A 25569-nucleotide genomic window follows, 5' to 3' on the forward strand; every position below is an offset into this window, starting at 1 on the left:
ACTTTTCGCGGAGTAATTCGAAGCGGTGCTGCGCGACACGTGAATTGTCTGGGATTACACCGCTGAGCCCTACGGAAACCCTCGTACGTGTGAAGGAGTTCGAGGGATACGCCGGTCGGGAAGCTGTGACAGAAGTGTGACGGGAGTCTGATAGGACTCTTACCCTGCGCTGCGCGGTAGCGTGGCGGCATGGCATCGATTCCCACTCCGCCGGCGGAGCCCCAGGACAGTCCGGACGGGTACGTCGGCCTCGACGCGGCGCACGCCGAGCGGCTCGCGCGGGAGCGCGGATGGCCGACGGTACGGTCGCTGCCGCCGGGCGCGGTCATCACGATGGAGTACCGGGCGGGGCGGCTGAACTTCGAGGTGAGCGAGGGCCGGGTGGCCCGCGCCTGGAAGGGCTGACGCCCTGCCGGGTCCGGCCGGCATCGCACGGGCCGGGGCCGGTCGTCGTCCCTCCGCGGGCCCGTCGCCGCTCGTCGCGCGGCCCCCCGCGCCCTGTCGGCGCGCTGCCCGCGTCCGGCAGGCGAAGACCCCGTCTCCCTCCTCGGAGTACGGGGCCTTCGTCGTGGTGCGGGGCAGAGGCGCGTACCGGGCCCCGTGTCCGTTCCCGCGGTCAGCCGCCTGTCAGCGGCCGGGCCGGCTGGGTGGTGCCGCGCGGCAGGCGGTGGTCGGCGTGCGGGGGGCGGCGGCTGCCCGCCGGGGTGACCGGGGTGCGTTCCGAACGGGTCGTGTGCGGGCCCGGGGCCAGATGGGCCAGCCCCCGCGAGGCGCGGGTCGAGGCGACCGGTTCGCGCGCCGGCGTCGGCTGCTCGGCCGGTGTGGCGCGCGGCCGGAGCACCACCGGCGTGACCGGGACGGCCGGTTCGGGCACGGGGCGGCCGCGCCGGGCGCGCCAGCGGTCGCGCAGATCGAACAGCGCGGTCTCGGCCCTGGCGATCAGCGGCTCGAACCACGGCAGGGCGAGCAGGATCAGCAGGCCCGCGGCCCAGCCCAGCAGGACGTCGCTCAGCCAGTGCGTACCGAGGTAGACGGTGGTGAGGCCGACGCCCAGCGCCGTGATCGCGGACAGCGCCGACAGCCAGCGCCGTGCTCTCGGGGTCGAGGCCAGATAGGCCAGGATGCCCCAGGTGACCACCGCGTTGGCGGTGTGGCCGCTGGGGAATATATCGCCGCCCAGGCCCATCTCGTTCGAGCCGATCACGGTCGCGTAGTGCGGACCGAGGCGCCCCATGCCGAGCTTGGCGGCGCCGACCGTGATGTTCAGCAGCAGCAGGGAGGTGGCCAGGGTGAGCAGCGGGCGGAGCGTGTGCTGCCGCCAGGAGCGCCAGCCGAGCCAGGCCGCGACCATCACCGCGGTGGGGCCGCGCTGGCCGAGCACCACGTAGTAGTCGAGGAAGGCGTGGATCTGGGGCCACTGCTGGTACGGCCGGAAGAACATGACCTGCCAGTCGAGCCGGACCAGCCAGGACGTGATCACCACGGCCCACACGATGGCCAGGTAGAAAGCCAGGGTCGCGGTGAAGAGAACGACCCGGTGGCGGCTCATCCTTGGCATGTCGATGTGGGCCGGCCGTTCCGGCTCACGGTCGAGTCTGGCGAACACCCGGTCCAGACGCCGGGTGAGGTTTCGTTCGGTACGCACCCAATCGACGTTACAGCGAGTGAGCTGTGTTCCCGGTCGAAACAGGGGCTTTGTGATGACGATGTGATGTGGGAAACGTCTCAAGCGCGGTCCGAATTCAAGCGATTCCGCTATCCAGCGACGGTGTTCTCTTCAATTCCTTTGATCATGCCGGGCGTTGTTTATATGGCGCTTATGAATGCGTTAACCCGGTCCTGGCGCGGAATTCTCCGGGGTGTCATCGGCCGGCGATGTCGATCATGGCGGACCGGAGCCGTTCAGCCAGAAGGCCCCGTAGACCGCCGAGGCGAGGGCCGACACGACCATGACCAGCACCGATCGGGAGGTGCGCAGCCGGGCCAGAGCGCAGGCGAGCGGCAGGAGCACCGGGAAGGCGGGCAGCAGCAGCCGCGGCTTGGAGCCGAAGTAGCTCGACGCGCACAGGGCGAGCGCGAGGACGACACCCGTGTACACCAGCAGTTCGACGGGCTGACGCCGGCGCACACCGGTCACGTACAGCCACAGCAGCAGGGCCACCCCGACGACCAGGCCGGTGCCGGCCAGGGCGGACGGAAATGACGTGAACTTGTCGGCCACGAAGCGTGCGAAGGCATAACCGCCGTCGAAGCCGTTGCGCCATCCGGCCTGCACGTCCAGGTATCCGAGCGGGCCCCTCCCGGTCCGCCGCCCGACCCAGAGCACATATCCGGCGGCCCCGAGCGGCGCGATGAGCATGCCGAGCGCACGGCGTCGGCCGGACACCGTCGGGACGTCCGGCGTGTGGCGTGCGTCCGGCGCGGCCGCTGGGGCCTGTGCGCCTGGAGTGCGGGTGGTGGCGGATGCGCCTGGAGCGGGCGCTGGGGTGTGTGTGCCTTCTGGTGCGCCAGGTGCGTGCGCCGGGGCGTTCTTTCCATTAGGTGCGCTCGGCGTATGCGCCTGGGCGTGTCCGGCGTTACGTGCGCCGGGTGTGCGCATCGCGCTCCGTTCCCGCACGAACGAGATCACGCCCGCCACCCACACCGCCGCGACCGCCGCCGCACCGACCGGCCGGGTCAGCCCCGCCAGTGCGGCCAGCGTGCCCGCGGTGAGCCAGCGGCCGGTCAGCAGCGCGTACAGCGACCAGGCCGCCAGTGCCGTGAACAGCGACTCGCTGTACGCCATCGACTGCACGATCCCCACCGGCAGCACCGCCCACAGCAGGACGGCGTAGACGCCCACCCGGGCGCCGTACACCTTTTCGGCGACCGCGAAGATGCCGCAGGCCGCGGCGAGCGAGGCGAGCAGGCTGACGACGAGACCGGCGTCCGCGTACGACAGCGGCAGGGCCGCGTGCAGCAACCGCTCCAGCCACGGCAGCAGCGGGAAGAACGCCAGGTTGGAGTGCACGTCGCCGTTCGGCAGCCGCACCTCGTAGCCGTAACCCAGTTCGGCGACCCGCGAGTACCACAGGGAGTCCCAGCGCGCGGTGAGCAAGGTGTGCGCGCTCTTGCCGCGCGCGGCGCTCCACCCCGCCAGCACGACCAGCCCCAGGGCTCGGACCGCCGCATAGCCCAGGAGGGCCGGGGCCGCCCGGCGCAGGAGGGGGGCGCGGGGCGGGGTCACGCGCGTGTCAAGATCGGTCACGGACTCGATTATCGACCGGGGGCGGAACCGTCCCGGTCCCCGGGGCGTGGTCGAGGGAGAGCGACGTGGCGTACGCCACACGGGTTCCGTCGTGCGTGTGAGAGGTCCGCCACGTGCCCCCGTGGCGAACTCGCGTACGCTGACGAGTCACCCGCGTGGGTTTGCGCGGGCCGGAGACACCGCTCCTCTCCGGCCGTACGACAGGGAGTCCCCACCCTGTCGGTCCGCCCCGACGCGAGGCTCATCTGGGAGGTACGTACATGTCCGGGACGACCACGGCTGCCGTACGGCCGCGCCGTCGGGCGGCCGGGGCCAGTGCCAACCGCTGGGTCGTCCTCGTCGTCCTGTGCGTCAGCCTGCTGCTCGTCGCCCTCGACGCGACCGTGCTGCACGTGGCCGTGCCCGCCGTCACCGAGGACCTCAAGCCCGGTGCCATACAACTGCTCTGGATCGTCGACGTCTATCCGCTGGTCTGCGCCTCGCTGCTGATCCTCTTCGGGACCCTCGGCGACCGGATCGGCCGCAGGCGCGTCCTGCTGCTCGGCTACGGCCTGTTCGGTGTCGCGTCCGCCGTGGCCGCGTTCGCGCAGACGGCCGAGATGCTCATCCTCGCCCGCGCGCTGCTCGGCGTCGGCGGCGCCATGATCATGCCGGCGACCCTGTCGATCCTGCGTCAGGTCTTCCCCGACCGGCGCGAGCGCGCCCTAGCCATCGGCATCTGGAGCGCGGTGGCCGCCGTCGGCGCGGCCGTCGGACCGCTGCTCGGCGGGTTCCTGCTGGAGCACTTCTGGTGGGGCGCGGTCTTCCTCGTGAACATCCCCCTGATGCTGGTCAGCCTGCCGGTGGGCCGGATCCTGCTGCCCGAGTCCCGCGGTGACCAGGGCGGCCCCTGGGACGTCACCGGCGCCCTGATGGCGGCCGGCGGACTCTTCGGCGTCGTCCTCGGTGTGAAGCGGCTGGGCGGCGGGGAGGCACCGGCGAGTCCCTTCACGGTGCTGCCGCTGCTGGCCGGCGCGGCCCTTCTGTTCTTCTTCCTGCGACGGCAGCGGCGGCTCCCGCATCCCCTCGTGGACCTGCGGATGTTCCGCCGGCCCGCGTTCAGCACCTCGGTGGGCTGCATCGTGCTGGCGATGCTCGCGCTCGTCGGTCTGGAGCTGATCGCCGCCCAGTATCTGCAACTGGTGCTCGGCCTCTCCCCGCTGCAGACCGGCCTCAGGCTGCTGCCCCTGACCATCGCGGCCATGGCGGCGGGTCTGGCGGGCGCGCGGATGCTGCGCCGCTTCGGGCCGCGCCGGATGGTCTGCTTCGGTTTCTGCCTCACCGCGGCGGCGGTGGTGACGCTCACCGCGATGGGCGGCACCGACAACGCACCGCTGCTGCTGTCCGGTTTCGTGCTGCTCGGTTTCGGCCTGGAGACCACGCTCTTCGGGGCGTACGAGTCGATGCTCAGTGAGGCCCCGGCGGATCAGGCCGGCGGGGCGGCGGCGATCGGCGAGACCTCGTACCAGCTCGGTGCGGGCATCGGCATCGCGCTGCTCGGCAGCGTCATGAACGCGGCCTATGCCCCGGGTCTGCGCGGGGTGCCGGGCGTGCCGCGACCCGCCGCGGACGCCGCGGGCCACTCGCTCGGCGAGGCCTACGAGATCGCCGGACGCCTCGGCGGGCCCGCCGGCGCGGCGCTGCGCCGGGCCGCGCGGGACTCCTTCGTGCACGGGCTGCATGTGACGCTGCTGGTGAGCGCGGTCCTGTTGCTGCTGGGCGCCGTGATGGCGCTGCGGCTGCCGCGGGTCATGCAGTGCGGGGAGCCCGCGGCGGCGGTGGAGCTGCCCGCGCCGCGGGAAGTGGCGGAGTCCCGCGTCTCGGCCTGACGGGACACGAAGACCACTGGACGTGCGGGACACTGCACCGTAACGTCGGCGTCGAAATGTAACTAGCGGTGCTAGTTTTCGTGCGTGCCGGAGGGTTCCCCATGTCCGCGTCCTCGAAGTTGCCCCCCTTCGATCCCGCCGACCCGCTCGGGATCGACGACCTGCTGGAACCGGAAGACCTGGCCGTACGGGACACCGTGCGGGCCTGGGCGGCGGACCGGGTGCTGCCGCACATCGCCGAGTGGTACGAGCAGGGGGAGCTGCCCGGTGTCCATGAGCTCGCGCAGGAGCTCGGCGCGATCGGGGCGCTCGGCATGTCGCTCAGCGGGTACGGCTGCGCGGGGGCCAGCGCCGTGCAGTACGGGCTCGCCTGTCTGGAGCTGGAGGCCGCCGACTCCGGGATCCGGTCCCTCGTCTCCGTGCAGGGCTCCCTCGCCATGTACGCGATCCACCGGTTCGGCAGCGAGGAGCAGAAGCAGCGGTGGCTGCCCCGCATGGCGGCCGGCGAGGTGATCGGCTGCTTCGGGCTGACCGAGCCCGACCACGGCTCCGACCCCGCCGCCATGCGCACCCACGCCAAGCGCGACGGCGACGACTGGATCCTCAACGGCCGCAAGATGTGGATCACCAACGGGTCGGTCGCCGGCGTGGCCGTCGTCTGGGCGCAGACCGAGGACGGCATCCGCGGATTCGTCGTGCCCACCGACAGCCGAGGCTTCTCGGCGCCCGAGATCAAGCACAAGTGGTCCCTGCGCGCCTCCGTCACCAGCGAGCTCGTACTGGACGACGTACGGCTGCCCGCCACCGCCGCGCTTCCCGGCGTCACCGGCCTGCGCGGACCGCTCAGCTGTCTGTCCCACGCCCGGTACGGCATCGTCTGGGGCGCGATGGGCGCGGCGCGCAGCAGCTTCGAGGCGGCCCTGGACTACTCGAGGACGCGCGAGCAGTTCGGGCGCCCCATCGGCGGTTTCCAGCTCACCCAGGCCAAGCTCGCCGACATGGCGGTCGAACTGCACAAGGGAATCCTGCTCGCCCACCATCTCGGGCGGCGGATGGACGCCGGCCGCCTGCGTCCCGAGCAGGTCAGTTTCGGCAAGCTCAACAACGTCCGCGAGGCCATCGAGATCTGTCGTACGGCACGCACGATCCTCGGCGCCAACGGGATCTCCCTCGAATACCCCGTGATGCGGCACGCGACCAACCTGGAGTCGGTGCTCACCTACGAGGGCACCGTCGAGATGCACCAGCTCGTGCTGGGCAAGGCGCTCACCGGGCTCGACGCCTTCCGGTGAGCCCCCCAAGGAGGCAGGGCCGGTGAGCGGCCCTGCCTCAGCTCTGGTTGAAGAAGCCGTCCTCGCGGTGGGCGGACGCCTCGCCGCTGATGATCTCCGTGTCGGCGGGCGTCAGCAGGAACACCCGGTTGGACACGCGGTCGATCGAGCCGCGCAGACCGAAGATGAGCCCCGCCGCGAAGTCCACCACGCGCTTGGCGTCGGCGGGCTCCATCGCGGTGAGGTTCATGATGACCGGGACCCCCTCCCGGAACAGCTCGCCGATGGCGCGGGCGTCCCGGAAGCTGTCCGGGGTGACCGTGCCGATCCGGCGGCCCTTCTCCTCGGCCGTGTCCGCGGCCACCTTCACCCGGGGGTCCGTGACCCAGGCGTCCCCGGACCCGGACTCGGTGCCCTCGGAGTACTCGTCGTCGTAGTAACGCTCGTCATCGTTGTCGTCGACGAGGCCGAGCCACGCACTCGCCTTGCGTACCGATCCCATGGACGCCTCCTCTCACAGCGGTCATTCTTGCTTTCCGCATCCCTATGGTCATCCATGATGCGGACGGCGCGCCAAGTGGATAGACGCCGCGCGGGGGGTTTGTGACGGTACTGGTGCACAGACGATCCGTCGAGAGTCCTTGTGCCCCAAGGGTCCCGACTCATACGGCTGCTGACTGAGAGTGAAATATGATAGTCGGCGGCGGACGGGTGACGCCCGGTGCGTCCGGGTGAACGTCAACCTCGTACCACATCACCGGGGATCGTCGTGTGCGGGATCGTCAGACTGTGCGCTCATCGTGACGAACGATGACATGCACCGGCGCTCGCTCCTGACGGAGGATCAGGCCGTGTGGTCCGCCGGGCTCTTCACTTCCGGCGGGCTGATCCGGGACTTCCCGATGGCCGAGCCCGTCGTGCCCCACTTCTTCAGGATCCTGGCGTACGTGCCGTCGGCCAGCAGTTTGTTGACCGCCGCCTGGAAGGCCGGGGCCAGCTTCGTGCCCTTCCTGAAGGCGAAGCCCACGTCCAGGCGGTGGTACTCGCCCAGGAACTTCAGGCCCGGCTGGTGGGCCACGGCGTAACGCAGGCCGTTGATCGTGGACATCACGACGTCACTGCGGCCCTGCTGCACCGACGACCAGATCGCGCTCTGCTCGGAGTACGTCTGCACCTGGTACGCCTTCTTGCCCGCGTCGGCGCACACGTGCCTGTTCTCCTCCAGCGTGGCCTCGAAGGTGGTGCCGGCGCCGGTCGCCACGTTCAGGCCGCACAGTTGCCTGAGGTCGGTGATCTTCGTCAGCTGGCTGTCCTCGCGAGTGGCGAAGCCCTGGCCGTCGTTGACGTAGGTGACGAAGTCGATGGTCCTGCGGCGCTCGTCCGTGACGCCGAAGTTGCTCGCGCCGAAGTCGTACTTGCCGCTGTCCAGCGCGGGCAGGATCGCCTCGAAGCTCGCCTGCTCCACCTTGAGCCGGATCCCGAGCACCTTGGCGACCGCCTTGGTGAAGTCGACGTCCTGGCCGGTCAGCGTCGTGCCGTCGGACAGGTAGGTGGTGCCGGGCGGGGTGCCGCCGACGCTGATCGCGACGGTGAGCCGGGTGGTGCCGGCGGGCAGCAGAGCGGCCGCCGCGTCGTCCTTCCGTTCGGCGGAGACGACGTCCGTGGTGGGTACCCCGCCGGACCCGGCCGCCACCGCGGATGCGCCCGTTCCGCCCGGGCCGCCGGAGCCGGAGCCGCAGGCGGTGAGGAACAGGGTGGCCGACGTGATCATGGCAAAAGGCAGCAAAAGGCGTGAGCGCATCGAGCAGTCGTCTCCTGTGGGCAGCAGGGCGCGGAGGGCGGAAGTGACGCGGGGGCGCGAGGGGAGGGGTGCGCGTGTGAAGGCGTGGCGGAAGGCGAGGAACGGGAGAACGCGAGCACGCCTGCCGACCGGCAGGCGTGCGCAGGGGGGTCAGCTCAACAGGAAGAGGACCACACGCGACCGAAGTCGATGTGGGAGCGGGTGACCAGCCACTGCTGTGGATGCATGGGCCAAGTGGAACAGGCATCCGGTTTCGCGTCAACTGACCTGAGACGTACGGCTCACAGTACGGACAGCCTTGACAGCGGCGGGAAACGCCCACGTACTCTCGTCGGACGGCCCTGCTGAGGGGCTCGGCCGTGTGAAGGCACCACCCGTGTTCTGACGTTCGACCAAGCGTCACGGAGCCTTCGCATGTCATCCGACACCCTCGCCGAATTCCCCACCGCAGCACAGATCCCCGAGCCGGCAAACGCCCCGCGGATCGTCCCGCGACGCCGCTACGGCCAGTGGGCGGCGGCCGCCGCCGTCCTCGTGCTGCTCGGGCTCGCCGTCAACTCCGTCGTGCGCAACAAGGCGTTCCAGTGGGACGTCGTCGCCGACTACCTCACCACCGACTCCATCCTGCGCGGGCTGTGGCTCACCCTGTGGCTGACCGCGGTCGTGATGGTCCTCGGCTTCGCCCTCGGCACCCTGCTCGCCGCCTTCCGGCTCTCCGCCAACCCGGTGCTGCGGGCGGTCGGCTGGGGCTATGTGTGGCTGTTCCGGTCGATCCCGATCCTGGTGCAGCTGCTGCTGTGGTTCAACATCGGGGCGTTGTACCCACAGGTGTTCGGCGTGCGGACCGTCAACCTGCTCACCCCGGTCGCCGTCGCGATCGTCGGACTCACCCTGCACGAGGCCGCCTTCGCCGCCGAGGTCGTCCGGGCCGGCATCCTCTCCGTGGACCGCGGGCAGATCGAGGCCGCCCAGGCGCTCGGCCTGAGCCGGTGGCGGCGCTGGTGGCGGATCGTGCTGCCCCAGGCCATGCGCTCCATCGTGCCGCCCGCCGGCAACATGCTCGTCGGCACCCTCAAGGGCACCTCGATCGTCAGCGTCATCGCCGTCAACGACCTGCTGTTCTCCGCCCAGTTGATCTACCACCGCACCTACCAGGTCATTCCGCTGCTCATGGTCGCGACCCTCTGGTACGCGGTCGTCACCTCGTTGCTCGGCATCGGACAGCACTACGTCGAGAAGTACTACGCGCGCGGGACGGAGAACGCCCGATGAGGCCGCAGCTGGTGATCGTGGGAGCCGGGCCGCGGGCGACCGGACTCCTGGAGCGCATCGCCGCCAACGCCCCCGAGCTGTACACCGGTTCAGGACTCGACATCCATCTGGTCGACCCGCACCCGCCCGGCGGCGGCCGCATCTGGCGCCAGGCCCAGTCGCCGCTGCTGTGGATGAACTCGCACGCCGAGGACGTCACGATGTTCACGGACGAGACGGTGACCATGGACGGCCCGGTGCGCACGGGCCCCACCCTGCACGAGTGGGCCGCGCTGGACGGCGGCACCTTCGCCGACCGGCAGCTCCAGGGCCGCTACCTGCGCTGGGTGTACGAGCAGGCCCTGGCCGACCTGCCGCCGGGCGTCACCGTCCGGCACCACCCCCGGCGCGCCCTGCGCGTCAGCGGCCCGCGCGAGGGCCGCCAGCAGGTGTGGCTGGAGGGCCGCTCACGCCCCCTCCTCGCCGACCTGGTGGTCCTCGCCCTCGGCCACCTCGACGCCGAACCCGACGACGAGCAGGCCGCCCTGGCCGCCTACGCCCGTGAACACGGCCTGGTGCACCTGCCGCCCGACTTCACCGCCGACAGCGACCTGTCCCCGCTGCGGCCCGGCGAACCGGTCCTCGTGCGGGGCTTCGGGCTGGCCTTCGTCGACCTGATGGTGCTGCTCACCGAGGGACGCGGCGGGCGGTACGAGGGCGAGGTGTACCTTCCCTCGGGCCGGGAGCCGGTGCTCCACGTCGGCTCCCGGCGCGGAGTGCCGTACCACTCGAAGATCGGCTACGACTGGACCGGCGACCGGCCCCCGCTGCCCCGCTTCTTCGGCCCGGCCGAGGCGAAGGCGCTGCTGGCCCGCCCGGACGGCTTCGACTTCCGGCGCGATGTGTGGCCGCTGGTGGAGAAGGAGCTGGGCTACGCCCACTACCACCGGCTGTTCACCGCCCACGCCGAGCGCACGGCGATGGCCTGGACCGACTTCGAGCAGAGGTACGCGGCCGCCGCCGGCCCCGCCGAGACCCTGGCGCTGGTCACCGCCGCCGTACCGGACCCCGCCGACCGGCTCGACCTCACCGCGCTCGACCACCCGCTGGCGGGGGTGCGGTACACCTCGCACGAGGACTTCCAGGACGGGCTGCGGGCGTACGTCGAGGGCGACCTGAAGCGACGCCACGACCCGTCGCACAGCGCCGACCTGGGCGTCTTCCTCGGGCTGCTCTCCGTCTACGGGCAGCTCGTGCGGCTCGGGAACACCGGCCCCTGGTGGCACGGATTCTTCAGCTACCTGGCGTCCGGGCCGCCCGGACCCCGGCTGCGGCAGATGCTCGCGCTGTCCCGGGCCGGCCTGCTGAAGTTCGTCGGCGCCGGCATGACCGTCACCGCCGAGGACGGGGTGTTCCGGGCCACCAGCCCCACCGTGCCCGGCTTCTCGGTCGAGGCCCGCGCGCTGGTCGAGGCCCGGCTGCCCGAGCCCACCCTCGGCCGGGCCCGCGACAGCCTGCTGCGCGAACTGCACGCCGACGGCGCCGCCGAGACCCCCGAAGGGCTGCTCCGGGTCGATCCCGGCGACGGCCGGATCCTCGACGGAGCCGGGAGACCGCATCCCCGGCGCTTCGCGCTCGGCCCCTACACCGATGCCCGTACCCCCGGAGCCTTCACCCGGCCCCGCACCGGCGGGGCAGCGTTCCGGCAGAACGACGCCACCGCCCGGGCTGCGCTGGCCTTTCTGAGCGCCTCACACGTAAAGGAACTCGCGCGATGAGCGTCATGGTCGACATCAGGTCCGTGCACAAGAGCTTCGGCCCGCTCGACGTCCTCAAGGGCATCGACCTGACGGTGCGCGCCGGCGAGGTGACCGTCGTGCTCGGCCCCTCCGGCTCCGGCAAGTCGACGCTGCTGCGCACCATCAACCATCTGGAGAAGGCCGACCGCGGCGAGGTCAGCGTCGACGGTTCGCCGATGGGGTACCGGCGCGCCGGGGACAAGCTGTACGAGCTGCCCGAGCGCGCGGTGCTCCGCCAGCGCACCCGGATCGGGTTCGTCTTCCAGAACTTCCACCTCTTCCCGCACCTCACGGCCTTGGACAACGTCGTCGAGGCGCCGGTGTCCGCGCTGAGACGGCCCCGGAAGGAGGCGGTGGCGGCCGCGCGCCGGCTGCTGGAGCGGGTGGGGCTCGGCGACAAGGCCGACGCCTATCCCCGGCAGCTGTCCGGCGGCCAGCAGCAGCGGGTGGCCATCGCGCGGGCCCTCGCGCTGGAGCCGAAGCTGCTGCTGTTCGACGAGCCGACCTCGGCGCTCGATCCCGAGCTGGTCGGCGAAGTCCTCGACGTCATCCGGGACCTGGCGGAGCGGGGCACGACGATGATCGTCGTCACGCACGAGATCGCGTTCGCCCGTGAGGTCGCCGACACGGTGGTGTTCATGGCCGACGGCAGGATCGTCGAACAGGGGCCGCCGGGTGAGGTGCTCGGCGCTCCGCGGGAGGAGCGGACGCGGGCGTTCCTGGCGAAGGTGCTGTGAGGATGGGCGGGGAGGCCGGTCGTGGCGGGCGGGACAGTGCCGGTGCGCGCCGCCGTGGTCGTCCGCCGTCGCGCCGGCCCGGACCGGCAGGCGGAGCGTGGCGGCGGGAGGCGTCGGAGTGAGCGCGCGCTACGGCCGCGGGCTGCTGTGTCTGGCCGCCGCCGTCGATCTGCCGGGCTGCTTCGACGCCGGACCGTACGTCGAACTCGTCCGGCTCGCCGAGCGCGGCGGGCTGGACTTCGTGACGCTGGACGACTCCTCCACCCGGCCCGGCCCCGCGGCGCTCGCCGTGCTGTCCCGGGCGGCGCCCGCGACCCGGCGCATCGGCCTGGTCCCGACCGTCGTCACCGCGCCCACCGGGCCCAACGCGCCCACCGCGCCCCCCGGGCCCTTCCGGGCGCAGGCCGCCGTGGCGACGCTGGACTGGGTCAGCAGGGGCCGGGCCGGCTGGCGGATCGAGGTGTCCGCCGGCGAGGACGAGGCCCGGCCCTTCGGACGGCGCCGGACGGCGCCCGCCGCGGCGCTGGGGGACGAGGCGGGTGAAGTCACCGAGGCTCCCACCGCCGTCACCGCCGTCACCGCCGTCACCGAGGCCACCGACGTCACCGTGAAACCGCGGGACGGCCGGGCGGACGGCGCCGGGAGCCGGGACGTGCCGGCCGTCCGGCTCCTGGACCGGGACAGGCCGCACCGCGCGGACTTCACCGGTGGCGACCTCCTTGCCGGCGGCGCCTCGACCGTGCCCCGGCCGCCGCACGGCCACCCGGTCCGCGTGGTCGACGCCACCGGGAGCCGGGCCCGTACCGTCGCCGCCCGGCACGCGGACGTGGCCCTGATCCGCGCCGCGACCCCGGCGCACGCCGCCGCCGTACGCGACGAACTACGCACGCGGGCCGCCGCGTGCGGGCGGGACCCGGACACCCTGCGGACCCTGGTGAGCCTGCTGATCGACCTCGGCGACGGCGAGTACGCGGCCGAACCCGGACACGGTGGCGGCGGCCCCCGGCCGACCGCGCGGGGGCCGCTGTACCGGGGTGGCCCGGTCGACCTCGCCGAACTGGTCGCCGGCTGGTACGCCGACGGTGTCACCGACGGCTTCCACCTCAGGCCCGTCGAGCCGCGCCGTGACCTGGAGCGGCTGGTCAACGGCACGGTGGCGCTCCTGCAGCACCGCGGCCTGTTCCGTACCTTCTACCCGGGCGGCACCCTGCGCGAGCACCTGGGTCTGGCCCGGCCCACGAAAGGAACCGACGGATGACGACGGACGCGACCGAGGCGTGGCAGCAGTGGCACGACAAACGCGTGGAGACGGTCTCGGCGCCCTACGGGCCGCTCGCACTGACCGCCACGCACTGGCTCCCGGACCAACCGGAGGGGCGGCTTCCGGGCATTCCCGGGACCTGGGTGGCGGATGGGGAGGGCGTGGTGCTCACCGCCGCCGAGACCGACGGACTGACCGTGGACGGGCAGCCCTTCGCGGGCGAGGTCCGGCTCGCCGCCGACCCCGGGCCGGAGGCCGACTCGCGGGTCGCGCTGGCGAGGAAGCGGCTGTTCGTGCTGGTCCGCGAGGGCGTCTGGGGCGTGCGGGTCTACGACCCCGAGTCCGGGACCCGGCGCGCCTTCAAGGGCGTCGAGGCCACTTCGTACGACCCCCGCTGGTCGGTGCCGGGGCGGTTCACACCGTACGACGGCACGCGCACCGTGCGGGTCGGCAACGCGGACGGACGCGAGCGCGGCCTCGCCCTCGCCGGCGAGCTGGCCTTCACCCTGGCGGGCCGGGAACTGACGCTGCGGGTCGCGCAGCAGGGCGACGGGCGGCTGTGGGCGGTGTTCGCCGACGCCACCAGCGGTGACAGCAGCTACCGGTTCCGCTTCCTGTACCCGGCCGCGCCGGACACCGAGGGGCGTACGACCGTCGACTTCAACCGCGCCCAGTTGCCGCCGTGCGCCTTCGCCGACCACTTCGTCTGCCCCTTCCCGCCACCGGGCAACACGCTCGACGCGGCGATCGAGGCGGGCGAGCGTGCGCTGAGCTGACGTCAGGAGGCTGCTGCGTATGAGTGGTTTAAAGTCGGACGGCCGAAAGGCACTCTTGTGGCGACCGGTCGTTCGGCCGAATACTCCCCCTCAGCGCTTGTCAGGGGGCATGCGTGTTCGGAATCCGGCCACACCCCCTGGCTGCGCCTCACGGGCCCCGACCCCACGCGGGCCCCCGACTTCCCCTGGGAGGGAACGAAAAGTGAGGATCAAGCGCACCACTCCCCGCAACGGCACCGCGAGACGGACCCGGCTGATCGCCGTGGCCACCGGCTTCCTGGCCGCGGCCGCGTTCGCCGCCCCCACCGCGAACGCCGGCGACGACGGCCACACGTTCAGCGCCGCCCAGCTCAGCAAGGTCGACGACTCCGTCCTGAAGGCCGACGTACCCGGCACGGCCTGGGCGGTGGACAGCAGGACCGACCGCGTCGTCGTCACCGTCGACAGCACGGTGTCCAAGGCCGAGATCGCCAGGATCAAGCGGCAGGCCGGCTCCGGCGCGGGCGCGCTCACCATCAAGCGCACCCCCGGCAGGTTCAGCAAGCTGATCAGCGGCGGTGACGCCATCTACGGCGGTTCCTACCGCTGCTCGCTCGGCTTCAACGTGCACAGCGGCAGCACCTACTACTTCCTGACCGCCGGTCACTGCGGCCAGGTCGCCTCCACCTGGTACAGCAACTCCAGCCACAGCACGGTGCTCGGCACCAACGTCGGCTACAGCTTCCCGGGCAACGACTTCGCGCTGGTCCGGTACACCAACTCCGGTGTGTCACACCCGAGTTCCGTGGGCAGCCAGTCCATCACGAGCGCGGCCACGCCGTCCGTGGGCGCGACCGTCTACCGGCGCGGTTCCACCACCGGCACGCACAGCGGCCGGGTCACCGCGCTGAACGCCACCGTCAACTACGGCGGCGGCGACATCGTCTACGGGCTGATCCAGACCACGGTGTGCGCCGAGGGCGGTGACAGCGGTGGTCCGCTGTACGCGGGGAGCGTGGCCTACGGACTGACGTCCGGGGGCAGCGGTGACTGCACGTCCGGCGGTACGACGTTCTTCCAGCCGGTGACCGAGGCGTTGAGCTACTACGGGGTCACGCTGCCCTAGCGAGTGGCGAGTCCGGCCTGCTGGGGAGCCCCCGTGCGCGAGGCGCGTACGGGGGCTCTTCCGTTGCCCGGCGAGGGTGGAGAACGAGCCATGCACTGTCGTGACGTTCCGCTGTGGACTCCTCGCGGGTAGTGTTTGCAGTGCGAATTTCCGGGCGTGACCGTGCTCAGTCAAATCTGCGGGGGTGTGCGAGCCCTCTGCGCGCGCGTCCTGAAGTCAACCTTGTGTGCTCCCTGGGTCGTTCGGAAGAGTGGGCGCTCGTCAACCAGCCTTCAGGTCCGTCGGGTCCCCACAACTCGCGGACCATCCCCCCACAGGAGGACGTGAGTTGAAGCACCGACGCATATCCGGGCGGCGGGCCGCCCTGGCCGGTGCGGGAATCGCCGCACTGGTCGCCGCGGGTGTCACCTTGCAGAATGCGAACGCCAGCGAGCCTGCGAAGTCCGCTCCGCAGCTGCGGGTTCTGTCCGCTCCGGCGGCTGGAAACCTCGCATCGACGCTGCTGAAGAACCTCGGCTCCGGCGCGGCCGGCAGCTACTACGACACCCAGGCCAGGAGTCTCGTCGTCAACGTGCTCGACCAGGGCGCGGCGAACACCGTCGAGGCGGCCGGGGCCAAGGCGAGACTCGTCACCAACTCGCTCGCCGCGCTCGACGCCGCGCGGACCACGCTGAAGCAGGACGCGACCATCCCCGGCACCTCGTGGGCGACCGACCCGGTCAGCAACAAGGTCGTCGTCACCGCCGACAAGACGGTCTCCGGCGCGCGGTGGACCAAGCTGAGCAAGGTCGTCGACGGGCTCGGCGGCAAGGCCGAGCTGAAGCGGTCGCAGGGGCGGTTCAAGCCCTTCATCGCCGGTGGCGACGCGATCAGCGGGTCGGGCGGGCGCTGCTCGCTCGGCTTCAACGTGGTCAAGGACGGACAGCCGTACTTCCTGACCGCCGGGCACTGCACCGCGGACATCACCAGCTGGTCGGACTCCAGCGGCAAGCAGATCGGGCAGAACGCGGAGTCGCACTTCCCGGGGACCGACTTCGGACTCGTGAAGTACACGGCGCAGGTGGACCACCCGAGCGAGGTGGACCTGTACAACGGGTCCACCCAGAAGATCACCGGTGCCGCCGAGGCGACGGTCGGGATGAAGGTGACGCGCAGCGGGTCGACGACCCATGTGCACGACGGTACGGTCACCGGCCTGAACGCCACGGTGAACTACCAGGAGGGCACCGTCAGCGGTCTCATCCAGACCGATGTGTGCGCCGAGCCCGGTGACAGCGGCGGCTCGCTGTTCTCGGGGAGCAACGCCATCGGGCTGACCTCCGGGGGCAGTGGTGACTGCGCCTCCGGCGGCGAGACGTTCTTCCAGCCGGTCACCGCCGCGCTCTCCGCCACAGGGGCGAAGATCGGCTGACGCGTCGGGCGTCTGTCGCGTGGAGCCCCGTTCCCGGGTGGGAGCGGGGCTTCCTGGTGTGCGTTCGCGCAGGTGAGCGGCGCCCTCCCGGGTGTCGCACGCATGTTCGAGAATGGGGGTATGGTGGGGGTGGAAGTAGGGAACTGATGTTCGAGAGCTGTTCGGGGCTCACGAGTGCGGGAGGTGCGTGTGCCGGGCTTCGCGCATCTGCACACCGTCTCCGGGTTCTCCCTGAGATACGGGGCATCCCATCCGGAGCGGCTGGCCGAGCGCGCCTCGGAGCGGGGGATGGACGCCCTCGCTCTCACCGACCGTGACACCGTCGCCGGTGCGGTGCGCTTCGCCAAGGCCTGCGCCGGGACGGGGGTGCGTCCGGTCTTCGGGGTGGATCTGGCGCTGGGCGAGGCCGAGGCCGTACGGCGTGAGCGGCGGCGGGCGCCGGTGCGGGGCGGGGCCTTCGTCGACGAGTCGGCCCCTCGGGTGGTCTTTCTCGCCCGGGACGGCGCCCGGGGCTGGGCTGATCTGTGCCGGCTCGTCTCGGCGGCGCACGCGGGCGGGGGTGTGCCCGAGCTGCCCTGGCCGGGCAACCACGGTGACGGCCTGACCGTGCTGCTCGGGCCGGGGTCGGATGTGGGGCGGGCCCTCGCGGCGGGGCGTCCCGATCGGGCCGCGAGGCTGCTGGGTGCGTGGCGTGAGGTCTACGGTGACGCGCTGCGGCTGGAGGCCGTGTGGCACGGGCGTACGGGTACGGGGCCCGGGTCCCTGCGGCTGGCCGCCCGTACCGTCGGGTTCGCCGCCGAACAGGGGGTGCGTCCGGTGCTCGGCAACGCCGTCCGGTACGCCGATCCCGGGGCGGGCCCGGTCGCCGATGTGCTGGATGCCGCCCGCCGGCTGGTTCCGGTGGACCCGCGCGGGCAGCTGGACTCCGGGGAGGCGTGGCTGAAGGACGCGCGGGCGATGGCGGGGGTCGCCGAGCGGGTGGCGGAGGCCGCCGGGTACCGGCGGGAGGCCGCCCTGCGGCTGATGGAGCAGACCCTGGCCACGGCCGAGGAGTGCCGGGTCGACCCCGAGGGGGACCTCGGGGTCGGGACCGTTCACTTTCCCGAGGCGCATCTGGTGGGCGCCGGGCGGCGTACCGCCCAGCGGGCCCTCGCCTCGCGGGCGGTGGCGGGGATGGTGCGGCTCGGGTACGGCGGGAAACGCGCGTACTGGGAGCGGATGCACCACGAGCTGGACATCATCGCCCACCACGGTTTCGCCTCCTACTTCCTGACGGTTGCCCAGGTGGTCGACGACGTGCGGCGCATGGGGATCCGGGTGGCCGCCCGCGGCTCCGGTGCGGGCTCCCTCGTCAATCATCTTCTGGGCATCGCGCACGCCGATCCGGTCGAGCACGGGTTGCTGATGGAGCGCTTCCTGTCCAAGGAGCGCGTCGTGCTGCCGGACATCGACATCGATGTGGAGTCCGCGCGCCGGCTGGAGGTCTACCGGGCGATCATCGGCCGGTTCGGCACCGAGCGGGTCGCGACCGTGTCCATGCCGGAGACCTATCGGGTGCGCCATGCCATCCGGGACGTGGGGGCCGCGCTGTCCATGGACCCGGCCGAGATCGACCGGGTGGCCAAGTCCTTTCCGCACATCCGGGCCCGGGACGCGCGGGCCGCGCTGGAGGAACTGCCCGAGCTGAAGCAGCTCGCGAGGGAGTTCCGGCGGGAGGGGGAGCGGTACGGCAGGCTGTGGGAGCTGGTCGAGGCGCTCGACGCCCTGCCGCGCGGGGTCGCCATGCATCCGTGCGGGGTGCTGCTGTCCGACGCCTCGCTCCTTGCGCGTACGCCGGTGGTGCCGACCAGCGGTGAGGGGCTGCCGATGTCGCAGTTCGACAAGGAGGACGTGGAGGACCTCGGGCTGCTCAAGCTGGATGTGCTGGGCGTGCGGATGCAGTCGGCGATGGCGCACGCGGTCGCCGAGGTGGAGCGGGTGAGCGGGGAGCGGATCGATCTGGACGCGGTGCCGGAGGGGGATCCGGAGACGTATCGGCTGATCAGGTCCACCGAGACGCTGGGCTGCTTCCAGATCGAGTCGCCGGGCCAGCGGGATCTGGTGGGGCGGCTGCAGCCGAGCACCTTTCACGATCTGGTCGTCGACATCTCGCTGTTCCGGCCCGGCCCCGTGGCCGCCGACATGGTGCGGCCGTTCATCGAGGCACGGCACGGGCGGGCCCCGGTGCGCTGTCCGCACCCGGATCTGGAGGAGGCGCTGGAGGGGACGTACGGCGTCGTCGTCTTCCACGAGCAGGTCATCGAGATCGTCGCTGTCCTGACCGGTTGCGGGCGGGGCGAGGCCGACCGGGTGCGGCGCGGCCTGTCCGACCCGGAGTCGCAGGGGCGGATCAAGGTGTGGTTCGCGCAGGCCGCGGCGGCTCGGGGGTACGGCGCGGAAACGATCCGGCGGACCTGGGAGATCGTGGCGGCGTTCGGGTCCTACGGGTTCTGCAAGGCGCACGCGGTCGCCTTCGCCGTGCCGACGTACCAGTCGGCCTGGCTGAAGGCGCATCACCCGGCCGCCTTCTACGCCGGGCTGCTCACCCACGATCCCGGGATGTATCCGAAGCGGCTGCTGCTGGCCGACGCGCGGCGGCGTGGGGTGCCGATCCTGCCGTTGGACGTGAATGTGTCCGGGGCCGCCCATCGGATCGAACTGGTGTCCGAGTCCAAGGTGTGGGGGCTGCGGCTCGCCCTCCACGACGTGCACGGCATCAGCGAGGCCGAGGCCGAACGGATCGCGGCCGGGCAGCCGTACTCCTCGCTGGTGGACTTCTGGGAGCGGGCCCGGCCCAGCCGGCCGCTGGCCCAAAGACTCGCTCAGGTGGGGGCGCTGGACGCCTTCGGCGCCAACCGGCGGGATCTGCAGCTGCATCTGACCGAACTGCACCGGGGCGCCCGGGGCGGTGGCGGCGGGCAGCTTCCCCTGGCGGGCGGGCGGAGGACCGCCTCGGCCGGCCTGCCGGATCTGACGTCGGCGGAGCGGCTCAGCGCCGAGCTGGGTGTGCTGTCCATGGACGCCTCGCGCAATCTGATGGACGACCACCGGGAGTTCCTCAAGGAGCTGGGCGTGATCTCCGCACGCCGGCTGCGCGAGGTGCGGCACGGTGAGACCGTGCTGGTCGCGGGCGCCAAGGCGGCCACCCAGACGCCGCCGATCCGCTCCGGCAAGCGGGTCGTCTTCTCCACGCTGGACGACGGCACGGGGCTGGTCGATCTGGCGTTCTTCGACGACTCGCACGAGGCGTGCGCCCACACCGTCTTCCATTCATGGCTGCTGTTGGTGCGCGGAGTGGTGCAGCGGCGTGGTCCGCGCAGCCTGAGCGTGGTGGGTTCCGCCGCCTGGAACCTCGCCGAGCTGGTGGAGCTGCGGGCCGCGGGCGGTCTCGACGAGGTGGCGGCGCGGCTCGCGGAGCCGGTGGCCGGGGGTGCGGGCGGCGACCCGACCGGTGGGCGCCGGATCCAGCTGCCCACCGGATACGAGATGCATCCGTGGGCCGATCTGCGGCCCGCGGGGCAGGAGGCCTCACAAGGGCCTGCTGCCATACGGAAGTTGTGGCACCAGAGTCCGGGGAGTGCGGGATGACCATTCTCTGCGTACGTTTCCAGCTGCCGCCGATGTACGAGGCGGCCCTGCCGGGACTGCTCGGTCTGCTGGAGGACTTCACCCCGGTCGTGGAGGCACTGCCCCCGGACGGGGCGCTGGCCGACCTGCGCGGGGCCGAGCGGTACTTCGGGCGCAGCGCGGTGGAGCTGGCCTCGGTGATCCGGGTGCGTGCCCTCGCCCGGTACGGCGTCGACTGCGCGATCGGCGCCGGTCCGGGGCCGACGCTGGCCCGGGTGGCGCTGCGCGACGCCCGGCCGGGGGTGACGTGTGCCGTACCCGAGGACCCGGAGGGCATCGCCGCGTTCCTCGCCGGGCGGCCCGTGTCCGCGCTGCCCGGCGTCGGCACGGCGACCGCCCGCACCCTGGGCGAGTACGGCCTGGACACCCTGGGCCTGGTCGCCGCCGCGCCGCTGTCCACGCTCCAGCGGCTGATCGGCGCGAAGGCGGCCCGCGAGCTGAGGGAGCGGGCGAGCGGCCTCGACCGGGGCCGGGTCGTGCCGAACGCCGTCTCACGGTCGCTGACGGCGGAGCGCGCCTTCGGCATCGACGAGCTGGACCCCGGCCGGCACCGCAGGGCGCTGCTGTCCGCCGCCGAGGAACTGGGCGGCCGGCTGCGCGCGGTGGAGAAGATCTGCCGCACCCTGACCCTCACCGTGCGCTACGCCGACCGCTCCTCGACCACCCGCAGCCGCACCCTGAAGGAGCCGACCGCGCACTCGCCGGCCCTGACCGAGGTGGCCTACGGCATGTACGAGGTGCTCGGCCTGCAGCGCGCCCGGGTCCGCGCGCTCGCCCTGCGCGCGGAGGGCCTGGCCCCCGCCGGCCAGGCCTCCCACCAGCTCACCTTCGACCCCGTGGACGAGAAGGTCCGCCGTATCGAGGAGGTCGCGGACCGCGCGCGGGCGAAGTTCGGGCCCAGGGCGGTGATGCCGGGCACCTTGGCCGCGTGACTCCCCATGGTGAGGCCCTAGTTGGCCCAGGGCGGGGTGACCCGGGTGCCGTCGGCGAGCCGCGCCTCCAGCCCGATGGAGGTGGTGACCCAGGAGATCGCGGTGTGGTCGGTGGGGTTCTCCACGGCCAGGGTCGCACCGGGGTTGACGATCACCGTGTCGCCCGCCGCGATCCGCTCGGTGTGACCGTCCAGGGTCATCAGCAGCTCGCCGACGAGCAGGTGGAAGATCTCCTCCCGGTTGACGGTGTGGGCGGGCGCCTTGGTGCCGGCCGGGATCTCACCGCGCCAGGCGCACAGCTCCTTGCTGCCGGTGAGCGGGGTGGCGTACGAGACGAAGCGGGCGCCGTGGATCTCGTGGGTGACGGCGGCCGACGAGCGGACGATGGGCATGGCGGTGGTCTCCGTTCATAAGGTCAAGCAGCTTGACTATATGGTCAAGCTGCTTGACCTTCCTGTCAAGGGTGTTTCAATGCCTCCGTGCAGAACTCCGAAGCCATGGCCCTGTCCGCCGCCCTGCTCGCCGCCGCGGGCGACCTCACGCAACGCATCCACGACGGGGTGAGTGCCCGTGGCTTCACCGACCTGCGGCCCGCCCACGGCTTCGCCTTCGCCCGGCTCGCCCCGGGCGGCGCCACCGTCACCGACCTCGCCGCGCACCTCGGGGTGACCAAGCAGGCGGCGAGCCAGCTGGTGGACGAGATCGTACGCAAGGGGTACGCCGAGCGCAGGCCGCATCCCGAGGACGCGCGCGCCCGGCTGATCGTGCTGACCGAACGCGGGTGGACCTGCACCCGGGCGGCCGAGGAGGCGGCGGCCGAGGTGGTCGGGGAGTGGGCCGGACGGCTGGGCGAGGGGGAGATGCGTGCGCTGAGGGAGCGTTTGGTGCGGATCGCTCCCCATGGTCCGATCAGGCCCGTCTGGTGACGATCCGTCAGGGTCCGGTGGGGCGCTGGTTATCACTGGAAGTTTTTACTGACGCGTAACTTCACACTTGCACTACTCGCCCGTAACTTGACAAGTGAACAGCATCCTCGTGATCCGGATCACAAGGTAAGGCCGTCGCACCTCCCTTGAGCCGCAAGGAGATCACACGATGCTGCCCTGGAAGCGAGCGCTCAGACCCCTCGCCGCACTGCTCCTCACCGCCGCCGTCGCCGCCGTTCCGGCCGCCGCCGCCCACGCCTCCGACGCCCCGAGCAGCGGCTGGAACGACTTCTCCTGCAAGCCCTCCGCCACCCATCCCCGCCCGGTCGTCCTGGTGCACGGCACCCTGGGCAACTCGGTCGACAACTGGCTCTCCCTCGCCCCGTACCTGAAGGACCGCGGATACTGCGTCTTCTCCCTCGACTACGGCCAGTTGTCCGGCGTTCCCCTCTTCTACGGCCTCGGCCCCATCGACAAGTCGGCCGAGCAGCTCTCCGCCTTCGTCGACAGGGTGCTCGCCGCGACCGGCACCGGCAGGGCCGACCTCGTCGGGCACTCCCAGGGCGGCATGATGCCCCGCTACTACCTGAAGTTCCTCGGCGGAGCCGCCAAGGTGAACGCCCTCGTCGGGCTGGCCCCGGACAACCACGGCGCCAGTATGAGCGGCCTCACCAACCTGCTGCCGTACTTCCCCGGCGCCGGCGACCTGATCAAGGCCACCACCCCGGGCCTCGCCGACCAGATCCCCGGCTCCGACTTCCTCACCAAGCTCAACGCGGACGGCGACACCGTCCCCGGCGTGCACTACACGGTCATCGCCACCAAGTACGACGAGGTGGCCACCCCCTGGCGGAGCCAGTACCTGAGCGGCTCCGACGTCCACAACGTCCTGCTCCAGGACCTGTGCCCGCTCGACCTCTCCGAACACGTCGCCATCGGCCTGTTCGACCGCATCGCCTTCCACGAGGTGGCCAACGCGCTCGACCCGGCCCACGCCACGGCCACCACCTGCGCGTCGGCCTTCAGCTGACGTGCCGCCGGGGCCTGTCCGACCTGAGCCGCCGGACAGGCCCCGGAACCCTCACCGGCGGTGGGTGCCACCCGCCGCGCGCCGCCGCACCGACAGGAACAGCGCCGCCGAACCGAGCGCCAGCGCCGCCGCGCCGCCGAGCGCGACGTACGAGGTGCCCGAGGAGGCACCGGTCTCCGCGAGGTTGTCCGAGGAACCCGCCGCCTTGGGCGCAAAGGAAGCGGCGGTGGCCTGCCGCGCGGCCCCCCGGGTCGTATACGGCGTCGGTCGCCGGGCCGGCGTGCCGTCGCCGTCGCCGCCGTGACCGTGGTGCAGCATCGTCGACTTGTCGGCACCGGCCGCGATCTGCTGGTCGGAGGGTGCGGAGGCCGTCGGCGCGGGGCCGGCGCCCGTGGGCCCCGTACCGGCGCCGCCGAAGTCCACGTCCGAGCAGGAGTAGAACGCCTCCGGACTGTCCGAGCGCTGCCATACCGCATACAGCAACTGCCGCCCGGACCGCGCGGGAAGCGTGCCGGAGAACGTGTAGAAACCGCCCGAGGCGACCGGGTCGGTGACCGTGGCCACCGGGTGCCCCAGATCCAGCTCGGACCACCTCAGCGGCTTCGCGGGGGCGTAACCGGGCTTGGTCAGATAGACCTTGAAGGTGCCCTTGTGCGGGGCGGTCACCCGGTACCTGAAGGTGTACGACCCGCGGTGCACGCGTGTGGCGGGCCAGTCGGCCCGGGCCAGGTCGAGACCCTTGAACTCCTCGTTGTCCGCGCTGCACAGCTTGCCGTCCGGGATCAGCTGCCGGTGCCGGCCGGCCGCGTCGCCGATCCGGACGCCGTTCCAGTCGTAGAGCGCCTGCGCGCCCCCGGCCGCCACGGCCGCCCGGCACGCGGCCGACTTCGGGCTCTCCGGCCCCTCCGCGTAGCACTGCGAGACCCGGCTGACCGGATCCCCCATCGAACCGTGCGCGGACGCGGGGGCTGCGGCGAGCACGGTCAGGGCGAGCGGCGGCAGACCGAGCACGGCGACGACGGCGGCCGTGCGACGGGCACGAGCGGACATGCGGAACTCCTCGAAGACGGTCCTCCGGCGGGGCTGGATCCCGTGGGGTGATCCGAAACTAGCCCCAGGAAACCGCCGGATCGCCTGCTGAGGGCGGGGGGAGGCGATCCTTATGGTGCCGTTAAGGCCGGACTAACCGAGGGCTCAGGAAGCGGACGAGGGACCGTCCTGCCCAACTGCACCCGAGCAGTCCTAGCGTCCGTGGCAGTCCGTGTTCGTCCGCGACCGGACGCCCCGATTGGCTCCCGGATTGGCTCCCGGCTGCGCCTAGGCATCCTGCGCCAGGAACCTATGCACATGGCTTCGGAGGCGCCTGGGCTCTCAGGGAAAGCTGCTGGTAGGTGCCGCTTGGTTGGCTTAGGCCCGTCCACAGATAGTCCCACGGTGTCCGTGACCACCGCTTTAGGAGAGAGGGTGGGTGACAAGGCAGACGACCTGCGGATACCTCGGTCGAGCTAGTCGGCACGGTGGTGCCTGCCAGTCACCACCCTTGACCGCGGCTGACCCCTGCATCTGGCACGACTGTGGCACGCGGCGAGCAGACGGCTCGGATGGCCGACTCCGTCGGTGCCCTGGTTTTACGGCCGGGAGCCAGCAACGTTTGTTGGTCACCGCTGGAAACGCTCCGTCAGCGACAAGAATCATGTCGCTGAGTTCTGGGAGCGCGCCGGTACTTGCCCCCGGCCGTCTCGTGTGCTGGTCGACTCGGAGCAAGTGATCATGGCCCCGGACTCCAGATCTCTGCCCTCAGCCGCAGACTGGCCGCCAGGGTAGGTCCGGAGCGCCGCAGGCGTAACCCCGCCACCGATGGCGCCGCCGCGTACCTTGCTGTCCGCCGACCTCACACTGAAGCCGACTACCCGAGAGGACCAACACCTGATGTCCATATGGCCTTCGGTCGTTGCCGTACTCGGTACCCTCGCCGGTGCCCTGACCGCCGGACTCCTCCAGCACCGTTCGGCACGCACCGCACGCGCCGAGGAGCGCGCCGACAACCACCGCCGGGACCAGCTCGGTGCCGTCACCGACTTCGCGGCCGCCCTGGACGCGCACCGCTCGGCGATGTTCCATCGGGAGCGTCTGGCCCTGACGGAGGCAGGCACCGAGCACCAGCTGGAGGCCCAGACGAGGTCCCACGACACCCGGGCGGCAATCACCGCGCCCCACATCCGCCTTCAGGTCCTGGTCCCCGAGCTGGCCGGCCCCGCACAGCAGGCCGCAGATGCCACGTACGCGCTGCGCAAGGCCATCGACCGGACCGAGCTGGACGCCCGGCGGCATGCGGCCAAGGAAGCATCCGTCGCCTTCATCGCCGCGGCCGCCACGCTGCTGAGCCCCAACAACCGCTGACTGATGGCGACCACTGTCAGCGTTCTGGCCGTCCGGTCGTGCCGGTCCCATACGCCCTACAACACTCGTGCGCTCCCGTGGTGCGCTT

Annotated in this window: 21 protein-coding genes; 15 read left to right on the forward strand and 6 right to left on the reverse strand. The window is 71.8% G+C overall.

Going from position 1 to position 25569, the window contains the following annotated elements; all coding sequences use genetic code 11:
- Window positions 1-189: 189 nt before the first annotated feature.
- Complete coding sequence (locus tag IE244_RS15590; protein ID WP_191874129.1) at window positions 190-405, forward strand: I78 family peptidase inhibitor; 216 nt, start codon at window positions 190-192, stop codon at window positions 403-405.
- 211 nt (window positions 406-616) lie between these two features.
- Here IE244_RS15590 and IE244_RS15595 read toward each other — a convergent pair whose 3' ends face one another.
- Complete coding sequence (locus tag IE244_RS15595) at window positions 617-1645, reverse strand: phosphatase PAP2 family protein (RefSeq protein ID WP_191874130.1); 1029 nt, start codon at window positions 1643-1645, stop codon at window positions 617-619.
- Between the two features lie 237 nt (window positions 1646-1882).
- The gene (locus IE244_RS15600) at window positions 1883-3247 is read right to left on the reverse strand and encodes a mannosyltransferase family protein (RefSeq protein WP_191874131.1); all 1365 of its coding nucleotides are present in this window, start codon (window positions 3245-3247) and stop codon (window positions 1883-1885) included.
- Window positions 3248-3507: 260 nt separating this feature from the next.
- Between IE244_RS15600 and IE244_RS15605 the strand changes: the two genes are divergently transcribed.
- On the forward strand, window positions 3508-5115 hold the full coding sequence (locus IE244_RS15605; RefSeq protein WP_191874132.1) for an MFS transporter: 1608 nt from the start codon (window positions 3508-3510) through the stop codon (window positions 5113-5115).
- A gap of 101 nt (window positions 5116-5216) precedes the next feature.
- Window positions 5217-6407: an acyl-CoA dehydrogenase family protein gene (locus IE244_RS15610; RefSeq protein ID WP_191874133.1), complete on the forward strand. Its 1191-nt coding sequence runs from the start codon at window positions 5217-5219 to the stop codon at window positions 6405-6407.
- 37 nt (window positions 6408-6444) lie between these two features.
- On the opposite strand, the gene IE244_RS15615 is transcribed toward IE244_RS15610, so the two are convergent.
- Entirely contained in the window at window positions 6445-6888 is a 444-nt protein-coding gene (locus IE244_RS15615) for a cell division protein SepF (RefSeq protein WP_031162357.1), read from the reverse strand.
- A gap of 342 nt (window positions 6889-7230) precedes the next feature.
- Window positions 7231-8157 (reverse strand): ABC transporter substrate-binding protein, encoded by a 927-nt coding sequence (locus tag IE244_RS15620; protein WP_229854143.1) that lies wholly within the window; start codon window positions 8155-8157, stop codon window positions 7231-7233.
- 444 nt (window positions 8158-8601) lie between these two features.
- Here IE244_RS15620 and IE244_RS15625 point away from each other — a divergent pair, with 444 nt between their 5' ends.
- From IE244_RS15625 to IE244_RS15665, 9 genes are all read left to right on the forward strand, one after another.
- Window positions 8602-9459: an amino acid ABC transporter permease gene (locus IE244_RS15625; protein WP_191874135.1), complete on the forward strand. Its 858-nt coding sequence runs from the start codon at window positions 8602-8604 to the stop codon at window positions 9457-9459.
- A complete protein-coding gene (locus IE244_RS15630) occupies window positions 9456-11216 on the forward strand; it encodes an FAD/NAD(P)-binding protein (protein ID WP_191874136.1) in 1761 nt (586 codons plus the stop codon). The genes IE244_RS15625 and IE244_RS15630 overlap by 4 nt, the downstream gene beginning before the upstream one ends.
- Window positions 11213-11974 (forward strand): amino acid ABC transporter ATP-binding protein, encoded by a 762-nt coding sequence (locus tag IE244_RS15635; RefSeq protein ID WP_308436267.1) that lies wholly within the window; start codon window positions 11213-11215, stop codon window positions 11972-11974. Before IE244_RS15630 ends, IE244_RS15635 begins: the two co-directional genes overlap by 4 nt.
- A 118-nt stretch (window positions 11975-12092) precedes the next feature.
- Window positions 12093-13232 (forward strand): LLM class flavin-dependent oxidoreductase, encoded by a 1140-nt coding sequence (locus IE244_RS15640; RefSeq protein WP_191874137.1) that lies wholly within the window; start codon window positions 12093-12095, stop codon window positions 13230-13232.
- Complete coding sequence (locus IE244_RS15645; RefSeq protein ID WP_191874138.1) at window positions 13229-14011, forward strand: DUF1684 domain-containing protein; 783 nt, start codon at window positions 13229-13231, stop codon at window positions 14009-14011. The genes IE244_RS15640 and IE244_RS15645 overlap by 4 nt, the downstream gene beginning before the upstream one ends.
- A gap of 202 nt (window positions 14012-14213) precedes the next feature.
- Window positions 14214-15116: a S1 family peptidase gene (locus tag IE244_RS15650; protein WP_191874139.1), complete on the forward strand. Its 903-nt coding sequence runs from the start codon at window positions 14214-14216 to the stop codon at window positions 15114-15116.
- Between the two features lie 328 nt (window positions 15117-15444).
- On the forward strand, window positions 15445-16527 hold the full coding sequence (locus tag IE244_RS15655; RefSeq protein ID WP_191874140.1) for a S1 family peptidase: 1083 nt from the start codon (window positions 15445-15447) through the stop codon (window positions 16525-16527).
- A gap of 189 nt (window positions 16528-16716) precedes the next feature.
- Window positions 16717-20154, forward strand: a complete 3438-nt coding sequence (locus IE244_RS15660; RefSeq protein WP_191874141.1) for a DNA polymerase III subunit alpha — start codon at window positions 16717-16719, stop codon at window positions 20152-20154.
- Window positions 20151-21125, forward strand: coding sequence for a DNA polymerase Y family protein (locus tag IE244_RS15665; RefSeq protein ID WP_191874142.1), 975 nt, complete (start codon window positions 20151-20153; stop codon window positions 21123-21125). The genes IE244_RS15660 and IE244_RS15665 overlap by 4 nt, the downstream gene beginning before the upstream one ends.
- Window positions 21126-21142: 17 nt before the next feature.
- Here IE244_RS15665 and IE244_RS15670 read toward each other — a convergent pair whose 3' ends face one another.
- Window positions 21143-21517: a cupin domain-containing protein gene (locus IE244_RS15670; protein WP_191874143.1), complete on the reverse strand. Its 375-nt coding sequence runs from the start codon at window positions 21515-21517 to the stop codon at window positions 21143-21145.
- Window positions 21518-21604: 87 nt separating this feature from the next.
- On the opposite strand from IE244_RS15670, the gene IE244_RS15675 reads away from it, so the two are divergent.
- The gene (locus IE244_RS15675; RefSeq protein ID WP_191874144.1) at window positions 21605-22051 is read left to right on the forward strand and encodes a MarR family winged helix-turn-helix transcriptional regulator; all 447 of its coding nucleotides are present in this window, start codon (window positions 21605-21607) and stop codon (window positions 22049-22051) included.
- 169 nt (window positions 22052-22220) lie between these two features.
- Entirely contained in the window at window positions 22221-23081 is an 861-nt protein-coding gene (locus IE244_RS15680; protein WP_191874145.1) for an esterase/lipase family protein, read from the forward strand.
- A gap of 51 nt (window positions 23082-23132) precedes the next feature.
- Here the strand turns inward: IE244_RS15680 and IE244_RS15685 are convergent, their stop codons facing one another.
- A complete protein-coding gene (locus IE244_RS15685; RefSeq protein ID WP_191874146.1) occupies window positions 23133-24131 on the reverse strand; it encodes a lytic polysaccharide monooxygenase auxiliary activity family 9 protein in 999 nt (332 codons plus the stop codon).
- A gap of 879 nt (window positions 24132-25010) precedes the next feature.
- Here IE244_RS15685 and kilB point away from each other — a divergent pair.
- Window positions 25011-25481, forward strand: coding sequence for a plasmid transfer protein KilB (gene kilB / locus IE244_RS15690; protein WP_229854144.1), 471 nt, complete (start codon window positions 25011-25013; stop codon window positions 25479-25481).
- Window positions 25482-25569 lie beyond the last annotated feature (88 nt).

The sequence above is a fragment of the Streptomyces filipinensis genome (assembly GCF_014649495.1).
GTDB classification, from domain to species: Bacteria; Actinomycetota; Actinomycetes; order Streptomycetales; family Streptomycetaceae; genus Streptomyces; species Streptomyces filipinensis.